General features: G+C 63.3%; 21 protein-coding genes. 7 read left to right on the top strand and 14 right to left on the bottom strand.

Annotated elements, in window-relative coordinates; translation table 11 throughout:
• Positions 1 to 119: 119 nt before the first annotated feature.
• Positions 120 to 929, top strand: coding sequence for a substrate-binding domain-containing protein (locus IVB54_RS11790; RefSeq protein ID WP_026234000.1), 810 nt, complete (start codon positions 120 to 122; stop codon positions 927 to 929).
• On the opposite strand, the gene IVB54_RS11795 is transcribed toward IVB54_RS11790, so the two are convergent.
• The gene (locus IVB54_RS11795; RefSeq protein ID WP_018460318.1) at positions 903 to 1,601 is read right to left on the bottom strand and encodes an ABC transporter permease; all 699 of its coding nucleotides are present in this window, start codon (positions 1,599 to 1,601) and stop codon (positions 903 to 905) included. The two genes, IVB54_RS11790 and IVB54_RS11795, sit on opposite strands and share 27 nt — an antisense overlap.
• 217 nt (positions 1,602 to 1,818) lie before the next feature.
• Positions 1,819 to 2,871 carry a histidinol-phosphate transaminase gene (hisC, locus tag IVB54_RS11800; RefSeq protein ID WP_026233999.1) on the bottom strand — a complete coding sequence of 351 codons (1,053 nt, stop codon included), beginning with the start codon at positions 2,869 to 2,871 and terminating at the stop codon, positions 1,819 to 1,821.
• 222 nt (positions 2,872 to 3,093) lie between these two features.
• Here hisC and IVB54_RS11805 point away from each other — a divergent pair, with 222 nt between their 5' ends.
• The 5 genes from IVB54_RS11805 to IVB54_RS11825 all read left to right on the top strand — a co-directional run bounded on the left by IVB54_RS11805 (position 3,094) and on the right by IVB54_RS11825 (position 9,048).
• A complete protein-coding gene (locus IVB54_RS11805) occupies positions 3,094 to 4,572 on the top strand; it encodes an FAD-binding oxidoreductase (protein WP_026233998.1) in 1,479 nt (492 codons plus the stop codon).
• Between the two features lie 258 nt (positions 4,573 to 4,830).
• Complete coding sequence (locus IVB54_RS11810; RefSeq protein ID WP_018460315.1) at positions 4,831 to 5,682, top strand: 3-hydroxybutyryl-CoA dehydrogenase; 852 nt, start codon at positions 4,831 to 4,833, stop codon at positions 5,680 to 5,682.
• A 139-nt stretch (positions 5,683 to 5,821) separates the two neighbouring features.
• A complete protein-coding gene (locus tag IVB54_RS11815; protein ID WP_247295107.1) occupies positions 5,822 to 6,286 on the top strand; it encodes a group III truncated hemoglobin in 465 nt (154 codons plus the stop codon).
• Between the two features lie 264 nt (positions 6,287 to 6,550).
• The gene (locus IVB54_RS11820) at positions 6,551 to 7,204 is read left to right on the top strand and encodes a Rieske (2Fe-2S) protein (protein WP_018460312.1); all 654 of its coding nucleotides are present in this window, start codon (positions 6,551 to 6,553) and stop codon (positions 7,202 to 7,204) included.
• A gap of 116 nt (positions 7,205 to 7,320) precedes the next feature.
• Complete coding sequence (locus IVB54_RS11825; protein WP_018460311.1) at positions 7,321 to 9,048, top strand: methanol/ethanol family PQQ-dependent dehydrogenase; 1,728 nt, start codon at positions 7,321 to 7,323, stop codon at positions 9,046 to 9,048.
• A 306-nt stretch (positions 9,049 to 9,354) separates the two neighbouring features.
• Here the strand turns inward: IVB54_RS11825 and IVB54_RS11830 are convergent, their stop codons facing one another.
• From IVB54_RS11830 to xoxF5, 7 genes are all read right to left on the bottom strand, one after another.
• The gene (locus IVB54_RS11830; protein WP_018460310.1) at positions 9,355 to 9,615 is read right to left on the bottom strand and encodes a hypothetical protein; all 261 of its coding nucleotides are present in this window, start codon (positions 9,613 to 9,615) and stop codon (positions 9,355 to 9,357) included.
• 57 nt (positions 9,616 to 9,672) lie between these two features.
• Positions 9,673 to 11,985 carry a molybdopterin cofactor-binding domain-containing protein gene (locus IVB54_RS11835; protein WP_085384846.1) on the bottom strand — a complete coding sequence of 771 codons (2,313 nt, stop codon included), beginning with the start codon at positions 11,983 to 11,985 and terminating at the stop codon, positions 9,673 to 9,675.
• Position 11,986: 1 nt separating this feature from the next.
• Complete coding sequence (locus tag IVB54_RS11840) at positions 11,987 to 12,439, bottom strand: (2Fe-2S)-binding protein (RefSeq protein ID WP_007601363.1); 453 nt, start codon at positions 12,437 to 12,439, stop codon at positions 11,987 to 11,989.
• Between the two features lie 642 nt (positions 12,440 to 13,081).
• A complete protein-coding gene (gfa, locus tag IVB54_RS11845) occupies positions 13,082 to 13,645 on the bottom strand; it encodes an S-(hydroxymethyl)glutathione synthase (protein WP_018460308.1) in 564 nt (187 codons plus the stop codon).
• Between the two features lie 33 nt (positions 13,646 to 13,678).
• On the bottom strand, positions 13,679 to 14,788 hold the full coding sequence (locus IVB54_RS11850) for an S-(hydroxymethyl)glutathione dehydrogenase/class III alcohol dehydrogenase (RefSeq protein WP_018460307.1): 1,110 nt from the start codon (positions 14,786 to 14,788) through the stop codon (positions 13,679 to 13,681).
• Between the two features lie 61 nt (positions 14,789 to 14,849).
• Positions 14,850 to 15,338, bottom strand: coding sequence for a c-type cytochrome, methanol metabolism-related (locus IVB54_RS11855; RefSeq protein ID WP_007601366.1), 489 nt, complete (start codon positions 15,336 to 15,338; stop codon positions 14,850 to 14,852).
• 109 nt (positions 15,339 to 15,447) lie between these two features.
• Complete coding sequence (gene xoxF5, locus IVB54_RS11860) at positions 15,448 to 17,253, bottom strand: lanthanide-dependent methanol dehydrogenase XoxF5 (protein WP_018460306.1); 1,806 nt, start codon at positions 17,251 to 17,253, stop codon at positions 15,448 to 15,450.
• A gap of 512 nt (positions 17,254 to 17,765) precedes the next feature.
• Between xoxF5 and IVB54_RS11865 the strand changes: the two genes are divergently transcribed.
• The gene (locus tag IVB54_RS11865) at positions 17,766 to 18,734 is read left to right on the top strand and encodes a helix-turn-helix domain-containing protein (protein ID WP_007601369.1); all 969 of its coding nucleotides are present in this window, start codon (positions 17,766 to 17,768) and stop codon (positions 18,732 to 18,734) included.
• A gap of 58 nt (positions 18,735 to 18,792) precedes the next feature.
• Here the strand turns inward: IVB54_RS11865 and IVB54_RS11870 are convergent, their stop codons facing one another.
• The 5 genes from IVB54_RS11870 to IVB54_RS11890 all read right to left on the bottom strand — a co-directional run bounded on the left by IVB54_RS11870 (position 18,793) and on the right by IVB54_RS11890 (position 23,409).
• Complete coding sequence (locus tag IVB54_RS11870) at positions 18,793 to 19,218, bottom strand: hypothetical protein (protein ID WP_085350671.1); 426 nt, start codon at positions 19,216 to 19,218, stop codon at positions 18,793 to 18,795.
• 130 nt (positions 19,219 to 19,348) lie between these two features.
• The gene (locus tag IVB54_RS11875) at positions 19,349 to 20,338 is read right to left on the bottom strand and encodes a tripartite tricarboxylate transporter substrate binding protein (RefSeq protein WP_085384845.1); all 990 of its coding nucleotides are present in this window, start codon (positions 20,336 to 20,338) and stop codon (positions 19,349 to 19,351) included.
• Positions 20,339 to 20,451: 113 nt separating this feature from the next.
• The gene (locus IVB54_RS11880) at positions 20,452 to 21,381 is read right to left on the bottom strand and encodes a transporter substrate-binding domain-containing protein (protein ID WP_018460303.1); all 930 of its coding nucleotides are present in this window, start codon (positions 21,379 to 21,381) and stop codon (positions 20,452 to 20,454) included.
• Positions 21,378 to 21,734: a c-type cytochrome gene (locus tag IVB54_RS11885; protein WP_018460302.1), complete on the bottom strand. Its 357-nt coding sequence runs from the start codon at positions 21,732 to 21,734 to the stop codon at positions 21,378 to 21,380. The genes IVB54_RS11880 and IVB54_RS11885 overlap by 4 nt, the downstream gene beginning before the upstream one ends.
• 10 nt (positions 21,735 to 21,744) lie before the next feature.
• Positions 21,745 to 23,409: a methanol/ethanol family PQQ-dependent dehydrogenase gene (locus IVB54_RS11890; protein WP_247777227.1), complete on the bottom strand. Its 1,665-nt coding sequence runs from the start codon at positions 23,407 to 23,409 to the stop codon at positions 21,745 to 21,747.
• Between the last annotated feature and the right edge of the window lie 108 nt (positions 23,410 to 23,517).

Consider the following 23,517-nt stretch of genomic DNA (forward strand, 5'->3'; position numbering starts at 1 on the left):
CTCACTTAGGAGCGCCGCGAGGCTCATGACCAAGCGCATTGCGGCGCTGTCGAGGTTCCCTGTACAGCTCTATCGACGGTAAAGTTTGGAACATCGAGCATCTTGTGTAAGGACGAGGCATGAAAAGGATAATGACTCTCGGAGCGGTTCTGCTCTGGTCCACCATCGCGTTCGCACAGGAGCGCACCATTACTGTGGCCTCGACGACGTCGACGGAACAGTCGGGGCTGTTCGGTTACTTGCTGCCGCTGTTCTCGAAGGCCAGAGACGTTGACGTGAAGGTCGTTGCCGTCGGTACGGGTCAGGCGCTCGACATCGGGCGGCGCGGCGATGCAGATGTCGTGTTCGTCCATGACAGGCCTGCCGAAGACAAGTTCATGTCCGAAGGCGAGGGCGTGAAGCGCTTCGACGTCATGTACAACGACTTCGTCATTGTCGGGCCGAAGAGCGATCCCGCCAAGATCGCCGGCGGCAAGGATGTGGCCGAGGCGCTGCGCAAGATCGCGGCCGTGAAGGCGCCGTTCATCTCGCGCGGCGACAAGTCCGGCACGCACGCGGCCGAACTGCGGCTGTGGAAGGAGGCAGGCATCGACCTCGGTGCCGCCAAGGACGGCTGGTATCGCGAGATTGGCCAGGGCATGGGTCCAGCACTGAACATGGCGTCGTCGTCGAACGCCTATCTGCTGTCGGACCGCGGCACCTGGTTGTCATTCAAGAACCGCGGCGACCTTGCCGTCCTCACCGAAGGCGACAAGCGGCTGTTCAACCAGTACGGCGTCATGCTGGTCAATCCGGCCAAGCATTCGAACGTGAAGGCGCGGGACGGGCAGGCCTTCGTCGACTGGCTGATCTCTCCTGGGGGGCAGGAGGCCATCGCGGGCTACAAGGTCGGGGGCGAGCAGCTATTTTTCCCCAACGCGTCCCACTAGCAGGAAGGCGACGGTCGACACTGCGACGCTGAGTGCGAGCAGGATCAGCCCGAGCCCGAGCGCCAGCGGCAGGTCGCCCTTGCTGGTCTCCAGCGCGATCGCGGTCGTCATCGTGCGCGTGAAACCGCGAATATTGCCACCGACGATGAGGATGGCGCCGACCTCGGCGATCGCGCGCCCGAAGGCTGCGAGAAAGGCCGTCAGCAGCGAGGTCCGGCCCAGCGCGAACAGCAAGCCGATGCTGCGTAGCGTTGACAGCCCGTCGATCCGTGCGAGGTCGCCATACTCCGCCCACAGCAGGCTCGCCGGCCGGTGCACCAGTGCGACCACGATCGGTGTGGCGAGCAGCGTCTGCGCGACCACCATGGCCGCCGGCGTGAACAACAGGCCGGCGGCCCCGAGCGGGCCCGAGCGCGACAGCAGAAGATAGAGCGCGAGCCCGACCACGACCGGCGGAAGGCCAAGCAAGGCATTGGTCAGGACGATGATGACCTGCCGCCCACGGAACCGGGTGATCGCAAGCAGCGCCCCGAACGGCGCCCCGATCAGAAGCGCGAGGATGCTGGCAGTCAGGCTGACGCGCACCGACAGCCCGACGATGCCCAAAAGCTCTGCGTCGGCCTCGCCGATCAGTGTGAATGCGGCGCCGATGGATCGCGCGAAGTCGTTCATCCGTGCCCGAGCTTCGGCGCCCGCCACGATGCCTCGGGTGCGCCGATTTCGGGACTGCGGGGGTGATTCACGTATATTTCCCTGAGGGCAGCGTCGTGCAAGGCAGCGGCGGAGCGGTTTGGTAACCCGAATTTGACCGGAAATCAAAGCCTTGCGCGGCATGGGTACGAGGTGGCGTTCGGCCTCATCTTTTGCCCGATGCGGGGACGGTCGGGGCTCAGATCAAGCCGCGCAGCACTTCAACGAGCCGGGCACACTCGGCCTCCGTTCCGATCGTGATGCGCAGAAAGTCCTCGATGCGCGGCTTTCCGAAATGCCGGACCAGAACGCCACGCTGGCGAAGCGCTGCCGCGAGATCTGCTCCGCTCCGGCTTCGATGGCGCGCGAAAACGAAGTTGGCGAGCGACGGCAGCACATCGAAGCCGAGTTGTCTGAGATCGCGGGCCAAGGTTTCGCGGCTTGCGATGATACGGGCACGGGTGTCTCGGAACCAGCCGTCGTCCTCGATCGCGGCGACGGCGCCGGCGATCGCGAGGCAATCGAGCGGATAGGAGTTGAAGCTGTCCTTCACCCGTTCCAGCGCTTCGATCAGCGGTCGTTGGCCGATGGCAAAACCAACCCGCAGGCCAGCGAGCGAGCGCGACTTCGAGAAAGTCTGGATAACCAGCAGATTGTCGTGGCGTGCAACCAGCGGCACGGCGCTCTCGGCGCCGAAATCGACATAGGCCTCGTCCACCACCACCAGCCGGTCCGGCTGTTCGGCGAGCAGCCATGCGATGGCGTCGCGCTGAAGGGCGATGCCGGTTGGAGCGTTCGGATTGCAGAGCAGGATGGCGCTCGATGGTCGCCTGTAGTCGGAGATATCGATCCTCATCGCAGCATCGAGCGGCACCTCGTCATGCGTTATTCCATAGAGGCCGCAATAGACAGGGTAGAAGCTGTAGGTGACGTCGGGGAATAGAAGCGGTGGTTCGTGCTTCAGAAGTGCCTGGAAGGTGTGGGCCAGCACCTCGTCGGAGCCGTTGCCGACGAACACTTGCTCGGGCGCCACATCGCAATGGGCCGCGATGGCCTCGCGCAGGCGCGTTGCGCGCGGATCGGGATAAAGGCGCAGCCGCTCCGCGGCCGATGCGATCGCCGCCAGCACGCGCGGCGAGGGCGGGTAGGGATTCTCGTTGGTATTGAGCTTGACGATGCCGTCCTGCTTGGTCTGCTCGCCGGGGACATAGGGCGAAAGCGTGTGGACGACTGGACTCCAGAAACGGCTCATGAGCTCCAATCCGAATTTGATCGGGGCACAGTAGGGTATGCGGGAGCCCGGTGGAAGTGCGCCTGCGTTCAGCATTGCAGGCAAATCCGCACGAGGCTTACTGCCGGAGACGTTCCCGCAAGCGCGACCCCTATGCTAGGGTCATTGCACCACCGCCCAGAATGAAAAAGAACGAAGGCCGGCGCGCCCCAAGGCGCGCAACGGCCGAAAAGAGAGGAACACATGCCGGGTGCAGCCCTTCCCACCGCCCCCTCGATTCCGAGCGCGCCGGTGACGTCAGCCGTTCTCGACCGCTTGCGGGCCATCGTCGGCGACAAAGGCCTGATCGTGGACGAGCAGGACAAGCTGCCCTTCGTGACCGACTGGCGCGGCACGCTGGCGGGGCAGGCCGCGGCGATCGTGCGTCCGGCCATCACCGCGGAAGTCTCCGCTGTCGTCAAGCTCTGCTACGACAACGGCATTGCCATCGTTCCGCAAGGTGGCAACACCGGCCTGATGGGCGGTGCCACGCCGTGGCCCATGCACCGCGGCATCGTGCTGTCGCTTGGTCGCATGAACCAGGTGCTGAATATCGATCCCGTCGGCTATGCTATGACTGTGGAGGCGGGCTGCATCCTCGAGACGCTTCAGGACACAGCCGCGCGCCACGACCGCCTCTTTCCGCTCAGCCTCGGTGCTCAGGGCTCGTGCATGATCGGAGGTAATCTGTCCACCAATGCCGGCGGCGTGCAGGTGCTGCGTTATGGCAATGCGCGAAATCTGGTGTTGGGTCTCGAGGTCGTGCTGGCTAACGGCGATATCTGGGACGGCCTGCGCGCACTCAAGAAGGACAACACCGGCTATGACCTCAAGCATCTGTTCATGGGCGCCGAAGGGACGCTCGGCATCATCACCAAGGCGGTGCTGAAACTCTGGCCGGCGCCGAAAGACGTGTGCACGGCATGGCTCGCAATTCGCGATCCCAAGGCAGCCATCGACCTTCTGTCGGAGGCGCATGCCGCTTCCGATGACAATGTCGGCTCCTGTGAGCTCATCAGCCGTGCGTGCACCGACATGGTGCTGCGCCACATTCCCGGCACCCAGGATCCCCTCAAGGCTGAGACGGAATGGTATCTCCTTCTCGAATGGTCATCGGCACGGCCACGGCAGGACGGAGGCACGGGCATGTCGGACAGGATGGAGCAGTTCTTGGCCGACCAACTCGAGACGGGCCGGGTGCTGGATGCGGTGATCGCGCAAACCGAAGCGCAGTCGCGCAACATGTGGCGGATTCGCGAGAGCGTGGCCGAGGCATCGCGCACCGAAGGTCCGGGCTTGAGCTACGACGTGTCGGTCGCGGTCTCCAGGATTCCCGAGTTCATCGACAGCGGTCTCGAGGCCGTACTCGCAATCCTGCCGGCGATCCGCCCCTATCCGCTCGGCCACATCGGAGACGGCAATGTGCACTTCTCCTTCATGGGCCCGAAGGGCATGGACCGCGATACGCTCTCCCAATATTCCGCGGCGATCACACGGGCCGTCAACGACCTCGTCACCTTCATGGGCGGCTCGATCTCGGCGGAACATGGCATCGGCATCGAAAAGCTCGACGAGCTCCAGCACTACCGTTCCCGGACCGAGCTCGACATCATGCGCACGATCAAGCGGGCGCTCGATCCCAAGAACATCATGAATCCGGGCAAGGTGCTTCGTCTCGGTTGAGCTGTGCCCACCTCAAGCCCGGTGCTCCCGAACGCTCGGCGCTCACGGAGACGGATGCCGCGGATAGGCCGGGCCAAACAGCCGGGGGCGTCAAATCATGCCGTGTGGCGGCCGAAAGGCGGCTTTATTCCCGCCTTGGATGCTTTAAGGAAGGGACAGGATCAGGTCGCACCCGCCCGGGGGCGGTGCTAGACCCTGATGCAGGAACAAAGGGGCGGGCCGGCATGGCACGTCCGCAAGGATGAAGGATTTGAGGCAATGATCCAAAGCGTTGGCATCATCGGGGCAGGCACCATGGGGAACGGCATCGCGCAGATCTGTGCCGCGGCCGGGCTTTCGGTCGTGATGGTCGATATTTCCGATGCGGCGGTGAACCGCGGGATTTCGACGGTTGGCGGCAGCCTCGAGCGCCTGGTCAAGAAGGAGAAGATGTCGGCGGGCGATCGCGACGCCACGCTCAAGCGCATCACCGGCACCACCGACCGCGCCAAGCTCGTCGATTGCGATCTCGTCATCGAGGCCGCGACCGAGAACGAGGAACTCAAGGTCAAGATCCTGAAGGATCTCTGTGCGACGCTGTCGCCACGCACGCTGCTCGCCACGAACACCTCGTCGATCTCGATCACGAAGCTCGCCGCGGCGACCGACCGTCCCGACCGATTCATCGGCATGCACTTCTTCAATCCGGTTCCAGTTATGGCGCTGCTGGAGCTCATCCGCGGCTTGCAGACCTCCGACGACACCCACGCCAAGGCGCTCGATTTGGCCAAGCGCGTCGGCAAGGTGGCGATCACGGCCAAGAACAGCCCGGGCTTTGCCGTCAACCGCATCCTTTGTCCGATGATCAACGAGGCGATCTTCGCGCTGCAGGAGGGGATTGCGACGGCGGAAGAGATCGATGCCGGCATGAAGCTCGGCTGCAACCATCCGATCGGCCCGTTGGCGCTCGCCGATCTCGTCGGGCTCGACACCATGTTGTCGGTGATGGAGGTCTTTTACAAAGGCTTCAACGACCCCAAATACCGTCCGGCCCCCTTGCTCAAGGAAATGGTCGATGCCGGCCATCTCGGCCGCAAGACGGGGCAGGGCTTTTATACCTACAGCGCCTGACAACGGCGCGGGCGGCGGGCGTTGAGTGTGCTCGCCGCCAGACCCCGCGATTTGCGCTGCGACAAAGACGCCGCGCGCAATCGGCCCGACAATGTCGAACGGGCGCCGTGCGGGAACAACGGAACGGATAACAAGGGACATGTCGGATCGACTGAAGGCCGAGCGCGAGGCTGCGACCGCGCGGCGGAATTTGCTGACCCAGGATGCAATCGAGCGCACGGGGATCACCGAAGAGATGATCGGGGAACTCGTGACCCGCTTCTACGGGCGCATCCGCGAGGATGAGCTGCTGGGGCCGGTGTTCGCGAACGTGCAGAATTGGGACGAGCATCTGGCCAAGCTCCGGGATTTCTGGTCGTCGGTCGTGCTGATGAGCGGCCGCTACCATGGTTCACCGATGCGGGCGCATATGCCACTGAACCTGATCGGGGATCATTTCGACCGCTGGCTCGATTTGTTCGAACAGACGGCACGCGAGGTCTGCCCGCCGCCGGCAGCCGCGCTCTTCATCGACAGGGCGCGCCGCATCGCCGACAGTTTTGAGATGGCGTCGGCAACGTTGGCCGGACGCATCGCTGCGCCGCGTCACGTGCTCCGCTCCTAGAACACAAAACGCCTGCCTGAGAAATGCGCAGCCGCGCTGATGGCGCTACGATGGCGCCGAGCGTCGGCGCATTGCACCAATACCGGCAGCATTGACCTGATCTGCAAAATCATCATGCCGGTCGCGTAGCGTGACGTTGCAATTAGAAAAATGCGCGTAAATGCGCGTGTTCTCGTTCAATCAGTGCGAGCATAACCATGTGATGCACTGCGGGAAAAAATCTTTGCCTTTTTTTCGGCAGAGTTCCAGCGCCTGCTTGCGGGCATGTCGCGTGCATCGTTCAACACATCCTCTTCATCCTCCGACAACACAGCGGAATCCGACGCTGACGCCTGCACGGAGCAAACCCGGCGGGCGCTGTTGATGAATGCGCTGGCCACCACGGCGTGCCTCGCCTGTTCCACGCAGGTCCACGCGGGCGAGGATGCGCCCGGCTCCGACGAACGGCCTCAGAAGGGCGATCTGCTCGTGTTCTCCGAAGGCGATCAGGAGGGAAAGCCCGTCACCGCGGCCGCTCTGTCGGCCGGCGGACCGCCGGTGCATGCCTGGCCGAAAGATCCGAAGACATCGGTCGTGCGCAGCGCCTCGCGCCTCAATGAGATTCTGATCATCCGCCTTGACCCCACCGAGCTCGACGAGCAGACGAAAGCGCGCGCTGTCGACGGCATCCTCGCCTATTCGGCAATCTGCTCGCATGCCGGCTGTCCTGTCACGGCCTGGGTGAAGAGCGATGTCGGCGACAAGGAAGTGCTCAAATGCATGTGCCACAACTCCGAATACGATCCTCGCGCGGGCGCGCAGGTCGTGTTCGGGCCGGCGCCGCGACGGCTCGCTGCGCTGCCGCTGGCGCTGGCTGACGGCTCGCTCAGCGTCGCCGGGAACTTCATCGGAAAGGTAGGTGGCGCGCAGCCGGGATGATGGGCGTGCGGGTTGTGCCCGCGTCACGAGAGGCCGCATCCGCCGATGGGCGGACGACGGGACGAACGACAAGAATTCAAAACAAGAATTCAAACGGATATAAAAGGGGAACGTCCATGACCAGGAAGCAATGGTTACTGTCCGGCTTTGTCGCCTTCACGTGTCTTGCATCGACCGCCGCCATGTCAGGCCCGATCGAGAACTACGCGCCGGTTACCGCGCAGCGGTTGGAAAACCCGGAGCCCGCCAACTGGATGCTTTACCGGCGGACCTATGACGGGCAGGGCTACAGCCCACTCGACCAGATCAACACCTCGAATGTGAAGAACCTCACCCCGGTCTGGACTTTCGCGACCGGCGTGGTCGAAGGTCACGAGGCGCCGCCGATCGTCAACAACGGCGTGATGTTCGTGGCGACCCCGATGGGCCAGGTGATCGCGCTGAACGCCAAGACCGGCGACGAATATTGGCGCTACAAGCGGCAGCTCCCCGACGACCTGTTCCAGTTGCATCCGACCAGTCGCGGCGTCGGCCTCTGGGAGGACAAGCTCTATCTGGCCACTACCGACGACCATGTCGTCGCGCTCGACGCCAAGACCGGCAAGGTGGTGTGGGACACCAAGGTTCAGGATTACAAGAAGGGCCAGTACATGACCCTGATGCCGCTGATCGTCGACGGCAAGGTCATCGTGGGCGGCTCCGGCGGCGAGTTCGGCGTGCGCGGCTATGTCGCCGCCTATGACGCCAAGGACGGCAAGGAGCTCTGGCGGACCTATACGATTCCGGGCGAAGGCGAACCCGGCCACGACACCTGGCAGGGCGAGGACTGGAAGAACGGCGGCGGCTCGGCCTGGATGACCGGCAATTACGACAAGGACACCAAGACGATCTATTGGGGCGTAGGCAACGCCGCGCCCTGGCCCGGCGAGATGCATCCGGGCGACAATCTCTATACCTCGTCGGTGCTCGCGCTCGATCCGAACACCGGCAAGATCAAGACCTATCATCAGTATCACCAGAACGATTCCTGGGATTGGGATGAGGTCGAAGCGCCGATGTTGATCGACCTGCAACGCGACGGTCGCAACATCAAGAGTCTGGTCCATCCGGGACGCGATGCGATCTTCTGGATACTCGAGCGCACGCCGACCAAGATCAACTACGTCGCCGGTTGGCCGTTCGTCTCCACCGACGTCTGGAAGGGCATCGACGCCGAGAGTGGCAGGCCGATCGTCGATCCCGCGCACAAGCCGATGGTCGGCAAGCGCGTGGAGTTCTGTCCGTCGCTGTGGGGCGGCAAGGATTGGCCCTCGGCGGCCTACAGCCAGAAGACCGGCCTCGTCTACGTGCCCGCCAACGAGAATTTCTGCGGCGGGTTCACCGGCGAGAAGGTTCCGCTCAAGCCCGGCGAACTCTGGCTCGGCACCAAGCCGGAGGACATCGGGCTGAAGACGAAGCCCGGGGCGGATCATTTCGGCGAGCTCCAGGCCTGGGACCCCGTTACGGGCAAGAAGATGTGGCAACACAACTTCCCGAAATCGCAGCTGTTCGGATCGGTGACGGCGACCGCGGGCGATCTCGTCTTCGTGGGCGGCACCAACGACCGCAACTTCCGCGCCTTCAACGCCAAGAGTGGCGAGCTGCTGTGGGAGCAGAAGACCAACTCCGGTATCATGGGCATGCCGGTGTCCTATGAGATCGACGGTACGCAATACATCGCGATCCAGTCGGGATGGGGCGTGGATGCGCAGCGCATCCAGGATGCCCTCGTGACCAACAATATCGGCATCGAAGCCAACGTGCCGCAGGGCGGCGTGATCTGGGTGTTCGCGCTGAAGAAATAGGCCCCGCTGGCGGATCGAAAGAAGCGGAGTGTCAGGGGGCAAATGCGGCGGACGGTAACGTCCGCCGCATTTTGCGTGGGCGTTGTCCCTTCTTCCCCTGCGGGAGAAGGTGGCGCGAAGCGCCGGATGAGGGGTTCTATCCGCGCGTCTCAATGTGCGGACCCGCGCAGGCATACCCCCCACCCACGCGTGATCGTGGCAACTGGCGTCGCTGCCCTCTCCCGCAAGGAAAGAGGGCACATCGATGCGCTTCGGCGAAGAAGTAGAGCCGATATTCGCGATGTCAAAACGCCGATGCTCAGATCGCTACTTCCCCTCGCGCTCGACCTTGTCCTTTTCCTTCTGGTTCATCTCGCGAACCTTGGGATCGGGATTGTGCTGTCCGGTAGTCTGGGTGGTCGAGGGCGGCGTGGCATTGGCGTTGGGCAGCGAGTTCTGGTCCGGCGTGCTGGGGCGCGTCGCCGTTGTCGGCGGCGTGGTGTTGCTCTGGGCGTATGCGCCAGTGGCCGTCAAAAGAAAGGCGCTCGACAGCAACGAGACTGCGAGCGCCTTTGGGATATGGGTCATCGATCTGCTCCTGTCAGATCGATGCAAACGGCGCGAGGCCGCCTTGTGTTCCCGCCTTTACGCTTCCAATTGCTTGCCGAGCGGAAGGCTGCGGATGCGCTTTCCGGTCGCGGCGAAGATGGCGTTCATCAGCGCCGGCGCGAATGGCGGGACGCCAGGCTCGCCCACGCCGCTCGGCGGCGTGTCGGGTCCTGGCGGCACGATGTAGACGTTGGTCACCGCAGGGGATTCGTCGATCCTGAGGACCTGGAAGTCGTCGAAGTTCTTCTGCTGCACCTTGCCGTCCTTGAAGGTGATCTCGCCGTATTTGGCGAGACTGAGCCCCATGATCGCCGCGCCCTCGATCTGGGAGGCGATGCGCTCGGGGTTGACATAGGTGCCGCAGTCGATGGCGGTGTCCACCCGCGGCACCGCCAGCTTGCCCTTGTCGTCGACGGCCACCTCGACGATGGTCGCGATATAGCTGACGAAGCTGCGGTGCACGGCGATGCCGAGGCCATGGCCCTTCGGCACTTGACGGCCCCATTCGCCCTTCTCGGCGACCAGCTCGACCACCTTGCGCAGGCGCGCGGTGTCGATCGGATAGCTGTCCAAGGGCTCGCCGTAGTTCCACATGTCCTTCACGGCGGGCTTGACGATGCGCGGGCTCCCGATCAGCGCGAGCAGCGTCTCCTTCTGGTCGCGGCCGGTCGCATGGGCGATCTCGCCCACCATCGACTGGACCGCGAAGGCGCGCGGGATGTTCGAGACCGAGCGGAACCAGCCGATGCGGGTGAACGCCGCGGCTTCCGGGTTCTCGCAGGAGATGTTAGCGATCTCGAACGGCATGTCGACGAGGCCCATGCCGAGCTCGAAGGGCGCCTCATGCTTTGCACCCGCCGCGAACGTCGAGGCGATGCTCGGGGCCACGCTGCGATGGCGCCAAGCGATCACCTTGCCGCTCTTGTCGAGCCCCGCCTCGATCCGTTCCACGGAGACCGTGTGCAGGAAATCGTGGCGGACGTCGTCCTCGCGCGTCCACTGCACCTTGACGGGTACGCCGAGCTCCTTCGACAGCAACGCGGCCTCGAGCGCAAAGTCGCATTTCGACTTGCGGCCGAAACCGCCGCCGAGCAGCGTGACGTTGACCGTGACATTGCCCTCGGGAATGCCGAGCGTCTTCGCGACGTCCTCGCGCGTACCGCCCGGGCTTTGCACCGGCGCCCAGATCTCCGCCTTGTCACCCTTGACGTCGGCGACCGCCACCGGCGGCTCCATGCTGACATGAGCAAGATGCGGCAGATAATATTCGCCGACGACGACCTTGTCGGCGCCCTTCAGAGCAGCCTCGGCATCGCCTTCCTGGCGCACCACAAGGCCCGGCTTGCGCGAGGCCTCCTCGAGCTCCTTGCGGTAGGCGACGGAATCGTATTTGCCGTTGGCGCCATCGTCCCAGGTCAGCTTCAGCGCGTCGCGACCCTTGATCGCCGCGCCGGTATTGCGCGCGATCACGGCAACGCCGCCGAGCGGCTGGAATTTCGACGGCCACGGCCAGCCGCGCACCTCCATCACCTTCTCCACGCCCGGGACCTTCAACGCCGCGTCCGGATCGAACGAGACCAACTTGCCGCCGGTCACCGGCGGGCGCGCGATCACGGCATACTTCATGCCAGGCAGCCGCACGTCGGCGCCGTAACGCGCTTTGCCGGTGGTGATGTCATGGAGATCGACGATGCCGATCTGGCCCTTGCCGAGATAGCGGAAGTCCTTGGGGTCCTTCAGCTTGAGCCCTTCGATGCTCGGGACCGACTCCTTGGCAGCGTCGGCTGCGAGCTCGCCGAACCCGAGCTTGCGGCTCGTCGCGCTGTGGACGACTTCGTGATTGACGGCCTTGACCTCGGTTGCCGGCACACCCCAGCGTTTCGCGGCGGCCTGCTCAAGCATGGTACGGGCGGAGGCACCGATCTGGCGCATCGGCATCAGATAATGCCGCGTGCTGCGCGAGCCGTCGGTGTCCTGGTTGCCGAACTTGACCTCGTCGCCATGGGCCTGTTCCACCTTGACCCGTGACCAGTCGGCTTCCATCTCCTCGGCCACGATCAGCGGCAGGCTGGTGCGCACGCCCGTTCCCATCTCGGCGCGGTGGGCGAGGATGGTGACGGTGCCGTCGGGCGCGACCGCGACGAATACGCGCGGATCGACCACGACGCCGTGCGGCATCTTGCCGGCGCCGGTCTCGTAGGCGAACGCCTGGCGCGACATCACGGGCGCCGCGAGCACAAAGCCGCCGGTGATGCCGAGCCCCTTCAGGATGCTGCGGCGCGAAACCTTCTCGACCTTGATGTTCTTCTCGAAGCCACGAAGCTTCTTCGGGTTGTCGATGAAATTCATGTCACACTCCCGTCGATGCGAGATGGACCGCATTCTCGATGCGCTGGTAGCAGCCGCAGCGGCAGATGTTGCCGGACATCGCCTCGCGGATCTGGTCGTGCGACGGCTTCGGGTTGTCCATCAGCAGCGCAGCCGCCTGCATGATCTGGCCCGCCTGGCAGAAGCCGCACTGGGGTACGTTGACCTGACGCCAGGCCTTCTGCACCGGGTGATCGCCGTTCGGATGCAGTCCCTCGATCGTCGTGATCTCGCGGCCGGCGACGTCGTTGATCGACGTGATGCAGGCGCGCACGGCTTCCTTGTCGACGATAACGGTGCAGGCGCCGCACAGGGCCTGGCCACAGCCGAACTTGGTGCCGGTCAGCCCGGCCTCGTCGCGCAGGAACCAGAGTAGCGGGAGATCCGGGTCGCCGTCCCAGCTCTGTTCCTGGCCATTGATCTTCACCTTGATCATGATCGTCCCTCGCTCTTCATAAGCTTGCCGATTTCAGATTTTCCAGATGCCGGTCGGTGGAACGCCCGCTGCGCGGCGTCGCGTTCCAGCCGTCCTCCCGCGCGGGCAGATCCCGGCAGGACTCAGAGGAATGCCAATGTCATGTCCGGATGTGCTCGATACCTCCCGTCGTGTTCTTGATTATTGAATTTCGCGCGGCATCGTCACGACGCGATCGTAGCAGGATCGCTTCGGTCTGGCGTTCACAGCCAAGTGTTTTCCAATCAGCTGTTCTCGACGGGAAAAGATTGCAACGAAGGTTTGTCAAAAGCAGGGCGCCCCATCGCGCCGCGCGCCTCTCGAGATGGGCGCACTAAAAAAAGAGCTTCGTCCGCCAGAAGACCTGTGCGGACGAAGCAGGATGCCTCAGTCGAGGGAGGGAGAAACGCAGGCCGCGGACTTCAAGCCGGAAGCCGGCGGCCCTGCGCAGTCATTCAGAGACCAGGACTGAGGGAGTTGACGGTCCCCACACAAGTGCAGTTGAAAAGCGGCGGCATCGCCGCGATTGTCCCGGGCCGGCTCCGTCCGCTCGCTGGGTGTGGTGGAACGCGAGCGGACGGGGCGCAGCAAACGTCAGGCGACCTTTGCTCAGGCGGCCTTTGCTTAAGCGGCCTTGGCTTTCGCCACGTGGGTCGCGATCGCGTCCATCAGCGCCGGTGACAGGCAGTCATAGGGCTCAAGTCCAAGCTCCTTGAACCGAGCCCGTATTCCGCCCATCTGCTCCGGCTTCACGCCCGATTCGATCACCGACGAGACGAAGGCGGCGAATTGCGGCGCCTGCGAACCCTGCTCCTGGAACAGTTCGGGGTGGATGAAGTCGAGGCCGTAGAACGGGTGATCCTTGTTCTCGATGCGGCCGTACATGTGCGTGCCGCAGGCCTTGCAGGCGTAGCGCTGGATCGTCGCCGATGGATCGACGATCTGGAGCTTGTCGCCGTTCTCGAGCACGGTGACGTTCTGGCGGGGTACCACGGCGACGACGGAGAAATTCGCCCCCTGCGGTTTCCAGCACTTGGTGCAGCCACAGGCGTGATTATGCGCGACGTCGCCCTTGACGGCGACCTTGACCTGATGGTCCTTGCATTTGCATGCGAGCGTGCCGCCGGCGAAGCTGCCGCTGCCCTGTTTGATGCCGTTATCGATCGAGGGATGGAGTGCAACAGTCATGGGTCGATCCTCCTTGGGGTGACGCTTTTCGAACTAGAACACGACGACTGAACGGATGGACTTGCCCTCATGCATCAGGTCGAAGCCTTTGTTGATGTCTTCGAGCTTGAGCGTGTGGGTAATCATCGGGTCGATCTGGATCTTTCCGTTCATGTACCAGTCGACGATCTTCGGCACGTCGGTGCGGCCCCGCGCGCCGCCGAAGGCGGTGCCGCGCCAGTTTCGCCCGGTGACGAGCTGGAACGGGCGGGTCGCGATCTCCTTGCCGGATTCGGCAACGCCGATGATGATCGAGGTGCCCCAGCCGCGATGGCAGGCTTCCAGCGCCTGGCGCATCACTGTGGTGTTGCCGGTGCAGTCGAAGGTATAGTCGGCGCCGCCGTCGGTCAGGGTCACGAGATGCGGGACGATGTCGCCGGTGATCTTCTTGGGATTGACGAAGTCGGTCATGCCGAACCGGCGTCCCCATTCCTCCTTGGAGTCGTTGATGTCGACGCCGATGATCTTGTCCGCGCCAGCCATCTTGGCGCCCTGGATCACGTTCAGGCCGATGCCGCCGAGGCCGAACACGACCACGTTGGAGCCCGGCTCGACCTTGGCGGTGTTAACGACGGCGCCGACGCCCGTGGTGACGCCGCAGCCGATGTAGCAGCTCTTGTCGAACGGCGCGTCCTCGCGGATCTTGGCGACCGCGATCTCCGGCAGCACGGTGAAGTTCGAGAAGGTCGAGCAGCCCATGTAGTGGTAGATCGGCTTGCCTTTGTAGGAGAATCGGCTGGTACCATCGGGCATCACGCCTTTGCCCTGCGTCGCGCGGATCGCGGTGCAGAGGTTGGTCTTCTGGCTGAGGCAGCTTTTGCATTGCCGGCATTCCGGCGTGTAGAGCGGGATGACATGGTCGCCCGGCTTCACCGAGGTCACGCCAGCACCGATCTCGCGGATGATGCCCGCGCCCTCATGGCCCAGGATCGACGGGAAAATTCCCTCGCTGTCGAAGCCGTCGAGCGTGTAGGCGTCGGTATGGCAGATGCCCGTCGCCTTGATCTCGACCAGGACTTCGCCGACCTTTGGTCCTTCCAGATCGACTTCGACGATCTCGAGCGGCTTCTTGGCTTCGAAAGCGACGGCGGCACGTGTCTTCATCTTAAGCTCCTTAAATTCCAGCAGGGCGCCCAGATCCAGGTCCTGGTCGGGCTCCGCACGTTCATTTCTTGCCCATGCACGAATCTTCGTTCTTGGTATAGGCGTCGTTCTTGTCCTCGTGCTTGCCGGGTCTTGTGCGGCCCCAGGCCTCGTTGGAGCGGGCGCGCAGGTAGACGTAGAGATCGTCCATGTAGCAGGCGACGTTCGGGTTATCGCCGAAGGCCGGCATCACGTTCTCTGCAGCAGTCGAGATGTTCTTGCGGCCGGAGGCGACGACGCCGAGAAAATCGGCATAGCTCATCGTCTTCAGCGAATCCTTCAACGCCGGGGCGTAGGTCGAGCCCATGCCGTCCGGGCCGTGACACACATGGCAATCCGAGTGATAGCGGCGGTATCCGGAATAGGTGTACCAGTCGACGGATCCGTCGGTGATCTTGTAGGTTGGGTTGCCTTCCTTGTCGGACCATTCGCCGGTTTCGTTCTGCTTGACGGCAGTCGGGTCACCTGATCCGTCAGCGACGGCAATTCCCCCGGACGCGACCAAGAACATCGCAGCAATGGCAGAGCAGATTTTACGCAAGAGATTTTCCTCGGAAGGCATTCGGTGAGACGAGCCGGCGCGTGGAGTTGATCCACGCGCCGGAGCGATGCTGAGAGGCCTAGTTGGGCAGCGAGAACACGGTCAGCGTACCGCCGAGTGCCGTGTAGTTGCTGAGCGCCGCGTAGCCACCGACGGCGCCGAGACCGGCGGTCGGATCGGTCAGGCCTGCCGCCAGACCGATGCCGGCCCAGCCGCCCACGCCGGAGAGCACTGCGACATACTGCTTGCCGCCGTTCTCATAGGTGGTGACGTTGCCGATGATGCCGGAGGGAGTCTTGAACTTGTAGAGCTCCTTGCCGGTCTTGGCGTCGACTGCCTTCAGGTAGCCTTCGAGCGTTCCGTAGAACACCACGTTGCCCGCGGTTGCGAGCGCACCCGACCAGACCGAGAACTGCTCCTTGTTCGACCAGACGATCTTGCCGGTCTTGCCGTCCCAGGCGATGAAGTTGCCCATGTGGGTTTCACCCTGTGGCGGATACATCGAGAGCGTTGCGCCCACGTAGGGCTGACCCGCGGTGTAGCTCACCTTGAACGGTTCGTAGTCCATGCAGACGTGGTTGGTCGGAACGTAGAACAGCTGCGTGTCCGGCGAGTAGGCTGCCGGCTGCTCGTCCTTGGTGCCGAGCGCGGCCGGGCAGATGCCCTTCACGTTGTGGTCCTCGCCCGCCTTGTCGGTCGAAGCTGCATCGAGCACCTTCGGGCGGCCGTAGGTCGGCGAGTTCTTGTCCATGTCGACGCCGGAGGTCCAGTTCACCTTCGGATCGTACTTTTCGGCGACCAGAAGCTCACCGGTGGCGCGATCGAGCGTGTAGCCGAGGCCGTTACGATCGAAATGCGTCAGCAGCTTGCGCGGCTGGCCGTTGATGGCCTGGTCCGAGAGGATCATCTCGTTGACGCCGTCATAGTCCCACTCGTCGTGGGGCGTCATCTGATAAACCCACTTGGCCTGGCCGGTGTCAGGGTTGCGAGCCCAGATCGTCATCGACCATTTGTTGTCGCCGGGACGCTGCTTCGGATTCCAGGTCGAGGGATTGCCCGACCCGTAATAGACGAGGTTCAGCTCGGGGTCGTAGGAGATCCAGCCCCAGGTGGCGCCGCCGCCGATCTTCCACTGATCGCCTTGCCAGGTCTTCAGGCTCGAGTCCTTGCCGACCGGCTTGCCGAGTGCGGTGGTCTTCTCTGCGTCGACCAGGATCTGATCGTCCGGTCCTTCAGAGTAGCCGCGCCAAGCCAGCTTGCCCGTCTTGATGTCGTAGGCGGTCATATGGGCTTGAACACCGAACTCGCCGCCGGAGATGCCGATCAGCACCTTGTCCTTGACGACCATGGGGGCCGAAGTACCGGTCTCGCCCTTGCTGGCGTCGCCGTTCTTCGCGGTCCATGCCACCTGACCGCTCTTGGCATCGAGCGCGACGAGCGTGGTGTCGGCCTGATGCAGGAAGATCTTGCCGTCGCCATAGGCCAGGCCGCGGTTGACCGTGTCGCAGCACATCACTGGGATTACGTTCGGATCCTGCTTCGGCTCGTACTTCCAGACGATCTTGTTCTCATTGGAAAGGTCAATAGCGTAGACCTTGTTTGGGAACGGCGTGTGGACGTACATCATGTTGCCGATGATCAGCGGGCCGCCTTCGTGGCCGCGCAGCACGCCGGTCGAGAAGGTCCAGGCGACCTGGAGCTTGCCTACGTTTTGTGCGTTGATCTGGTTCAGCTTGGAATAGCGGGTGTTGGCGTAGTCGCCGGTCGGCATCACCCAGTCTTTCGGGTTCTGCGACATCTTGAGCACTTCGTCGTTGGCCGACGCGCTGCCGACGGCGAGAGCCGCCGCGGAGCCAAGATAGGCCGCGAGTAGTACCTTGCGCATAGTCATTCCTCCATTGGTCTCGTTTATTGTTTCCGAAGCATTGCTTAATCGCCGGGCTTTTCGTCCGGCGTCTGCTCGTGCAGGGCGGTCACGATTGGACCAGAAACGATGCTGTGGTGTTTCCTCCTCCTGATGAGAGCCACGGGTCCACGTGCGGAGCGGCCCGTTCTTGTTGTTCCTGATACAATCCCTAACGACTTCGTCATCGGGAAACTTGCCCAAGAGAGAAGCTGGTTTGCTTGACAGCGCACGGGTCGGAAGTTTTTGATTTTGCAGTAGCGAATTCAGCGGCTTCCGCAACGCTTTGGCAGCGCCTTCACCGCTCAGGTTCCGCTTGACGGCGCTGCAACTAAGGCGGAGGATTAACTTACAAGGGTGGCAATGGAACGATGGCGCTCGTTCTAGAAGATCGCTCAAAATCGAGGTAAACGTCACGCAATCACGGTTCAGGGCTCCGGCAGCGCGGCTCGCGATTCGCGTCAAATCTCCGGATCAAACCAGTGGCTGGATTAATGTCCGACACGATTCACACGCTCTCGACGACGGGCATGACGCCGAAACGTCAGATCCAAAGCTGGATCGACGGGCTGACCAGCCTGTGTGGGCATTTCGACGTAGATCCGCTGGAAGCGTCTTCGCTCGAAGGCCGCATCGACTACACCAGCGTCTCGCGTCTGAAGCTCTGCCAGATCGAGGTCAGCCAACATCGCATCGCGCACACGCTGGCGCGCGCCAAGGCCAATGAACACCCGTATATCAAGATCCACTTCCAGACTTACGGCGTGTCCTATTTCGAGCAGGAAGGCCGCCACATCGAGCTGAACCCGGGCGACATCATCGCCTATGACGTCTCCTGTCCGCATTCGATCATCAGTCCCGCTTTCACGCGCCATGACGTGGTGATCGTGCCGAAGGCGCTGCTGCGCGACCGTGGATTCCCGTCGCAGCGAATGCCCGCCTGCAAATTGACCTCACGCACGGGGACGGGGCGCATCGCCCATGATTTCGTCCATGCGACCTTCGACGAGGCGGCCAAGCTGTCGGCGAACAGTGCGGTCGGCGTCGCCGATTCGCTGATCGACCTCTTGCTGCTGCCGCTGCGCGAGGCCGACACGATGCTCGATCGCGTCGGACCCGAAGCGACCTATGTGCGCGCGCAATTCTTCATCCGCGAGCATTTGCGCGATCCGGATCTGTGCATCGACCAGATCTCCGGCGAACTGGGCTGCTCCAAGCGTTATCTGCACATGCTGTTCTCGGAGCGCGGCACCACGGTGAGCGACTACATCTGGCAGGCGCGTCTTCAGAATTGCCGCCAGGAGCTCGAGGCCCACGCCGGCAAGACCATTACCGACGTCGCGTTCTCCTGGGGCTTCTCCAGCTCATCGCATTTCAGCCGGGTGTTCCGGAAATATTTCGGCGTAGTGCCGTCCTCGATCCACAAGGCGCAACAGGGCGCGGTTGCGGCGGACGAGCACTAGGCAAACGCCAGGTTCGGAGTCGACGCGACGGTTGACCGTCACGCGCCCGCGATGTCTCTCATGCCGATATGGCGATGTAGGGAATGCTGGTCAGGAGAGCGACGAGCAACACCGCGTTGCCCAGCATTCCACTCCAATGCAGTCGGCGTAGCCGGCGCGGGGCCTCGGCATCGCCGGCGTCCCTGGCGCTGAGCTGTTCGTCCATCTGTTGCATGAACCAGCGGCGCCCATAGATCGCCAAGGCTGCAAGGAGGCCAACGCCCATCGCTGCGACCAGACGACCGTCGAGCAGGAAAGCGACCGCTCCGATGATTCCGGCAACGCGCATCACCAGAAAATGCGCATTGAACATTCCGCGCAAAAGCTGGGCGACGGGCTGGATATCCAGCTTCACCAGCAGGAAGGCCGGAGACGCCAGGGTGAAATAGCCCATCGGAAAGAGTAGGATGATCATGACGGCTACGGCAACGCCATCCGGTGTCATGGGATCGGCCTTTCTCGTCCGCGCCGGCGAGACCTTCCCGCCAGCGTCGCACAATCATAGCGGGAAAATGCGCTTCCGGCACTAGGCTTTGGTCGGACGCCGCGCTGCGAAGGGCGTCATGCCTCGCGGTTCAGGCGGGTTCGAGGCCGAGCGATCGCGCGCTCTCGATCCAGATCGGCAGCTCGCGCTGATACAGGGCGTTGGTTTCCTTGAAGCCGATCGCGGGTTCGAGCACGAACGTGTTGAGAACCTCCTTCACCTTCGGATCGCTGTTGGCAGCGACGCAAAGCTCCGCCAGGCGGTCGACGACCGGCTGCGGTGTCGCTTTCGGCACGGCCCAACCGGAGAAGCCGCTGACGGTGAAGAATTTCGACGTCGCGCCCTGCTCGGGGAGGGTCTTGATATCAGGGATGGCGTCGACCTTCTTCGAATGCACCGCGAACACGGTGCCGCGATCGCTTTGCAAGACCGATTGCGCTGCGGTGTAGCTGCCCATGGCCACATCGAGCGTACCTTCCAGCATGCCCGTCCACATCGGGGCTTCGCCGCGATAGTGGATCGGCTCGATGGCAAGGCCATACTGCTTGTTGAGCTCGTGGACCGTCATATGCGGGGCCGAGCCCGCGCTATAGGTGCCGAAGTTGACTTTGCCGCTCTTGCGCGCAAAGGCGACGAAATCCTCCAGCGTCTTGACGCCGGTTTTCGGGTTCGCCACCAGCAACAGGCCGGCGCCCGGAATGACGCTGACCAGCGTCAAATCCTTGTCCATGTCGTAGCCGGGAGTCTTCATCACCACCCGGTTCATGATGTAGGTGGTCGAGATCGAGCACAGGATTGTGTGGCCGTCGGGCTCTGCGCGGGCGACCTCCGCCGTCCCGATCGCGCCGGCGGCACCGGGCTTGTTCTCGACGACGACGGTCTTTCCGACCTGCTTGGCAATGAATTCACCATAGGCGCGCGCGAGCAGATCGGTCTGTCCGCCGGCGGGATAGCTGCAAATCATGCGGATCTGCCGCGATGGCCACGCAGCCTGCGCCGAGGCGCCACGCGAGACGAAAGGCATCGCGAGTGTGGTGGTGCCGGCGGCGATGAAGCGGCGGCGATCGAGTTTTGCGGACATGATTCTCTCCCGGGTTGTCGCCGACGGTACTGCATCGGGTCGCCTCTGCCATGGGTGGCTGGCGAGACAGATTGGCGCATTCGAAGGGCCGCGCTGGGTGCGCCAGCTGTCCACTAGCGCTGAATGATCTTCAACCAGACGTCGCCAAGGATCGCAGGCTCCCGCGGCGGCAGATAGCTCAGCCCCGCCTGTGTGCCGAATTCGGCGATCTTGCCCTCGGCAGCAAGCCCGGTCAGCGCCTTGTTGACGGCGTCGAGCAGTGCGGGATCGCTGGCCAGCCCGACATAGCCGCGATTGGCCCCGATCGGATAGTAATAGCCGGACGCGGTGATCGCCGTGTCGGGGTGCGCGGCGCGATGGGCGTCGAAGCGGCCGAGGTCGATCAGCGTCGCGTCATAATCGCCACGGGCAAGTGCGCCGAGGAGATCATCGCGGCCGGGGACGAGATGCGTGATGTCGTCGATCAGGCGCCCCTTGTCGAAGGTCATGAGGATCGCATCGCCGAGCGAGCCGCTCTCGATGACGAGGCGCAGGCCGGCGAGATCTCCGATATCGCCGATGTTGCGACCCCGCGCCTTCGGCCCGAGCACGACCGTCATCGGCGAGTAGACATAGGGCTGGCTCGGCGCGAGCACGCCGAGCGCGACGCGGCGGCGCCGGTCGTCGCGCGTGGCGCCGGCAAAATCCGGCAAGCGCGCCGTTTTCATGCCGGGCTTGACGAGGGAGTCCGTCGTCAGCGCGTAGCCGCCGACGAGCGAGCAACGCCCATCGGACAGCAGCGCATTGGCCTCGAGCTGCGGGCTCGAATCCTCGTCCAGCTTGCTCTCGAACCACTGGATCGTCAGCGGCCGTCCGAGCCGGTCGGCGATCGCCTGCGCCAGCAGCACGTCGAAACCCGAGCCGGGCTTGCCCTTGTGATGCACGGAGAGTGGCGGCCTGACCTCGTCGAGACAAATCTTGAGCGGATCGTCGGCCGCGCGTGCAGCTGCGGCCGCCGCCGCGAGAATCGCGGCAATGCTCCAAACGGCCAGCCAGCGCCTCATGGTTTTCTCCGGCTCGAGATGAAGGCCCAGAGATTCCCGATCTCCTCGTCGCTGAGAATGTCAGCCCAGGGCGGCATCTTGTTGTTCTTGCCGTTCTTCACGGTGGTGACGAAGCGCGTCTTGTCGTCGGGGAAGGCGCGCAGGTCCGGCGTGATGGTGCCGGGGTTCATCATGTTGGGGCCGTGGCAGTGCGAGCATTTCTCGGCATAGGTCGACTTGCCGTGGTCGATCTGTGCCTGCACGGGATTGCCGGTTGAATCATCCGCGGCACGAACGGTCGCCGCAAGCGCGACCGTCAGCACCGCGACGGCGGCGAGGATCGCCACCGTCTTGTGAGATAGCTTTCTCAGCATCGTGCCGTGGTTATTGCTTGACCGCAAAAACCCAAAGTGAGCCGCCGGGCGGGACTTTGGCCAGCCGTTCGTCGCCGGAGAACAGCGAGTAGACGCCGCCATAGCCGCTCGTCACGGCGACATACTGCACGCCGTCCTGCTGCCAGGTCACCGGTTGTCCCTCGATGCCCGAGCCGGTCTGGAACTGCCAGAGCTTCTTGCCGGTATCGGCATCGAAGGCCTCGAACTCGCCGGTCAGCGCGCCCGAGAACACGACACCGCCCGCGGTCGACAGCACGCCGGAGAAGCGCGGGATGTCGCTGGGTGCTTCCCACTTCGCCTTGCCGGTCATGGGATCGATCGCCTTCAGATGACCGCGCGGGCCGTCACCCCATTCCCAGAGATCGGTGAGGTCCATGCCGAGATACCATTCACCCTGCCTGAAGGTGGCGGGTTCGGTCTTGTACCTGCCGCCGAAGGCGAGCGTGTTGGCGTAGGCGAGGCCGGTCTGCGGATTGAACGACATCGGCTCCCAGTTCTTGCCGCCGAGGATCGACGGATAGACGGTCACCTTCTTGCCCTCACGCGCATCCTTCGAGACGTCGGTCTCGATGGGACGTCCGGTCTTCATGTCGATTCCCGTCGCCCAGTTGACCTTCACGTAAGGATTGGCCGCGAGCAGCTTTCCGTTGGTGCGGTCGAGCACGTAGAAGAAGCCGTTGCGGTTGGCGTCCATCAACACCTTGGTCGGCTTGCCCTCGACGTTCATATCGGCGAGGACCATCTCGGCCACGCTGTCATAGTCGAACGGATTGTTGGGCGAGAACTGGTAGTGCCACTTGATCTTGCCGGTCTTGGGATCCATCGCCAGCACGGAGCAGGTGTAGAGGTTGTCGCCCGGGCGTACCGCCGAGTTGAACGGTCCGGGATTGCCGATACCCCAGTAAACCGTGTTCAGCTCGGGATCATAGGAGCCCGTAATCCAGGTCGAGCCACCGCCGAGCTTCCAGGTATCGCCCTTCCAGGTGTCGCCGCCGGGCTCATCCGGAGAGGGGATCGAATGGGTGCGCCACAGGTGCTTGCCCGTTGCGGGATCCCAGCCGTCGATGAAGCCGCGGGTGCCGAACTCGGCGCCGGAGATGCCGGTGATCACGACGCCGTCGGCGACCAGCGGCGCCACCGTCATCGAATAGCCTTCCTTGATATCGGCCGCCTTCTGTCGCCACAGCTCTTTGCCGTCCTTGGCGTCGAGCGCGATCACGTTGGCGTCCAGCGTGGTGCGGAACACCTTGCCCTCATAGAGTGCTGCGCCGCGATTGATGATGCCGCAGCAGACGATGCGCGGCGTTTCGGCAGGATACTCGACCTTGGATTTCCAGATCTGCTTGCCGGTCTTGGCGTCGACCGCCATGGTCGCGTTGTGCGACGTCACGTAGATCACGCCCTGGTACACCAGCGGCTGCGATTCCTCGCTGCGATCGTCGTTGAAAGAGTAGTTCCAGACCGGGACAAGGTTCTTGACGCTGTCCTTGTTGATCTGGTTCAGCGTCGAGAAACGCTGAAGATTGTAGCCCATCCCGTAGTTGAGAACGTTCGATGTATCGGTCGCGCCTTTGACCAGCTGCTCGCTGGTTTGTGCACTTGCACAAGTCGATGCAAGCATGACGAGGCTCGCGGCCATCGCAAAGCGTTTCATCCGTCCCTCCCAATATGCGCGCCTATTGACGCTGCGACAGCAACACTCCGCCCGAATGCAAAACGCGTCAATACGAAAGTCGTAATTGCGATGCCGATATGGTAGGCG

The organism is Bradyrhizobium sp. CW1 (genome assembly GCF_023100665.1).
GTDB lineage: Bacteria > Pseudomonadota > Alphaproteobacteria > Rhizobiales > Xanthobacteraceae > Bradyrhizobium > Bradyrhizobium canariense_D.

Bases quoted from the DNA above. Each gene is read 5' to 3' on its own strand.
- IVB54_RS11865 (WP_007601369.1), top strand. From the start codon at position 17,766: ATGTCCGACACGATTCACACGCTCTCGACGACGGGCATGACGCCGAAA.
- IVB54_RS11810 (WP_018460315.1), top strand. From the start codon at position 4,831: ATGATCCAAAGCGTTGGCATCATCGGGGCAGGCACCATGGGGAACGGC.
- IVB54_RS11855 (WP_007601366.1), bottom strand. From the start codon at position 15,338: ATGTTCTTGGTCGCGTCCGGGGGAATTGCCGTCGCTGACGGATCAGGT.
- IVB54_RS11870 (WP_085350671.1), bottom strand. From the start codon at position 19,218: ATGACACCGGATGGCGTTGCCGTAGCCGTCATGATCATCCTACTCTTT.
- IVB54_RS11840 (WP_007601363.1), bottom strand. From the start codon at position 12,439: ATGATCAAGGTGAAGATCAATGGCCAGGAACAGAGCTGGGACGGCGAC.
- IVB54_RS11805 (WP_026233998.1), top strand. From the start codon at position 3,094: ATGCCGGGTGCAGCCCTTCCCACCGCCCCCTCGATTCCGAGCGCGCCG.
- gfa (WP_018460308.1), bottom strand. From the start codon at position 13,645: ATGACTGTTGCACTCCATCCCTCGATCGATAACGGCATCAAACAGGGC.
- xoxF5 (WP_018460306.1), bottom strand. From the start codon at position 17,253: ATGCGCAAGGTACTACTCGCGGCCTATCTTGGCTCCGCGGCGGCTCTC.
- IVB54_RS11850 (WP_018460307.1), bottom strand. From the start codon at position 14,788: ATGAAGACACGTGCCGCCGTCGCTTTCGAAGCCAAGAAGCCGCTCGAG.
- IVB54_RS11830 (WP_018460310.1), bottom strand. From the start codon at position 9,615: ATGACCCATATCCCAAAGGCGCTCGCAGTCTCGTTGCTGTCGAGCGCC.
- IVB54_RS11825 (WP_018460311.1), top strand. From the start codon at position 7,321: ATGACCAGGAAGCAATGGTTACTGTCCGGCTTTGTCGCCTTCACGTGT.
- IVB54_RS11820 (WP_018460312.1), top strand. From the start codon at position 6,551: ATGTCGCGTGCATCGTTCAACACATCCTCTTCATCCTCCGACAACACA.
- IVB54_RS11815 (WP_247295107.1), top strand. From the start codon at position 5,822: ATGTCGGATCGACTGAAGGCCGAGCGCGAGGCTGCGACCGCGCGGCGG.
- hisC (WP_026233999.1), bottom strand. From the start codon at position 2,871: ATGAGCCGTTTCTGGAGTCCAGTCGTCCACACGCTTTCGCCCTATGTC.
- IVB54_RS11875 (WP_085384845.1), bottom strand. From the start codon at position 20,338: ATGTCCGCAAAACTCGATCGCCGCCGCTTCATCGCCGCCGGCACCACC.
- IVB54_RS11835 (WP_085384846.1), bottom strand. From the start codon at position 11,985: ATGAATTTCATCGACAACCCGAAGAAGCTTCGTGGCTTCGAGAAGAAC.
- IVB54_RS11880 (WP_018460303.1), bottom strand. From the start codon at position 21,381: ATGAGGCGCTGGCTGGCCGTTTGGAGCATTGCCGCGATTCTCGCGGCG.
- IVB54_RS11795 (WP_018460318.1), bottom strand. From the start codon at position 1,601: ATGAACGACTTCGCGCGATCCATCGGCGCCGCATTCACACTGATCGGC.
- IVB54_RS11885 (WP_018460302.1), bottom strand. From the start codon at position 21,734: ATGCTGAGAAAGCTATCTCACAAGACGGTGGCGATCCTCGCCGCCGTC.
- IVB54_RS11890 (WP_247777227.1), bottom strand. From the start codon at position 23,409: ATGAAACGCTTTGCGATGGCCGCGAGCCTCGTCATGCTTGCATCGACT.
- IVB54_RS11790 (WP_026234000.1), top strand. From the start codon at position 120: ATGAAAAGGATAATGACTCTCGGAGCGGTTCTGCTCTGGTCCACCATC.